Annotated in this window: 2 protein-coding genes; one reads left to right on the forward strand and one right to left on the reverse strand. The window is 67.2% G+C overall.

The window, feature by feature from the left end; translation table 11 throughout:
• The coding region (locus MKK51_RS07805) for a Rid family hydrolase (RefSeq protein WP_243976142.1) at positions 1-268 on the reverse strand (268 nt) is incomplete at its 3' end.
• 143 nt (positions 269-411) lie between these two features.
• Between MKK51_RS07805 and MKK51_RS07810 the strand changes: the two genes are divergently transcribed.
• Positions 412-989 (forward strand): TetR/AcrR family transcriptional regulator (locus MKK51_RS07810; RefSeq protein WP_243976144.1); only part of this gene is annotated, 578 nt, incomplete at its 3' end.

Raw genomic sequence — 989 nt, forward strand, 5'->3', positions numbered from 1 at the left:
TGTCGAATTGCGTTTCAGGGTCGGTGTGGAAGGTCGTCACGTCCACCACGTCGTCGAAACTGCAGCCGGCCGCCGCGAGCACGGCGTTCAGCCTGTCGAAGGCGCGGCGAACCTGTGCGCTGAAATCCGGTTCGGGCGAGCCATCTTCGCGGCTGCCGACTTGGCCGGAGACGAAAAGCAGGTCGCCGGACCGGATCGCCGCGGAGTAGCGGTGCTGGTCGTAGAGGGCTTGCCGTCCGGGTGGGAAGACTGCGTCGCGCTTCGACATATCGAGTGTCCTCTGCGAAGGATGCCGACGGCTTCCATCGACATCGCGGCGCCATTCACATACGCCGCGTATGTACATCCATCTTGACATACGCGGCGTATGTCAATGGACGACTAAGCGTATGCGAAGGATCGAGGCACCCTATGGCATCGGGACGACGCGCGCTGATGATGGAGGAAACCCGCGCGAAGCTGATCCGCGCGGCGCGTGCAGCGTTTGCCGAAAAGGGCTACGCGGCGGCGTCGATGGATGAGCTGACCGAAGCGGCCGGCCTGACGCGCGGCGCGCTCTACCACAACTTCGGCGACAAGAAGGGCCTGCTTCAGGCCGTCGTCGCGCAGCTCGACGCCGAGATGGTCGCCAAGGCGCGGGTCGCACGCGATAGAGCGCCGACGCCCTGGCTCGGCTTCCTCGACGAGGGCGTCGCCTACATCGAGTTGGCCCTTGAGCCGGAGATCCAGCGCATCGTGCTCCTCGACGGACCAGCGGTGCTCGGCGATCCGTCGCGGTGGCCGGGTCAGACCGCCTGCCTGCGCACGACGACCGAGACGATCCAAGCCCTCGTGGAGGCTGGGACGGTCCAGCCAGTCGATGCCGAGGCCGCGGCGCGCCTGATCAACGGCGCGGCTCTCAACGCCGCGCTCTGGGTCGCTGCGTCCGACGATCCGCCGGCCGTCCTCGCGAGGGCCAGCGAGGCCTTCCGGTGCTTGGCGAACGGCCT

Origin of the sequence: Methylobacterium sp. E-045 (genome assembly GCF_022829685.1) — a bacterium.
In the GTDB taxonomy this organism is placed as follows: Bacteria; Pseudomonadota; Alphaproteobacteria; order Rhizobiales; family Beijerinckiaceae; genus Methylobacterium.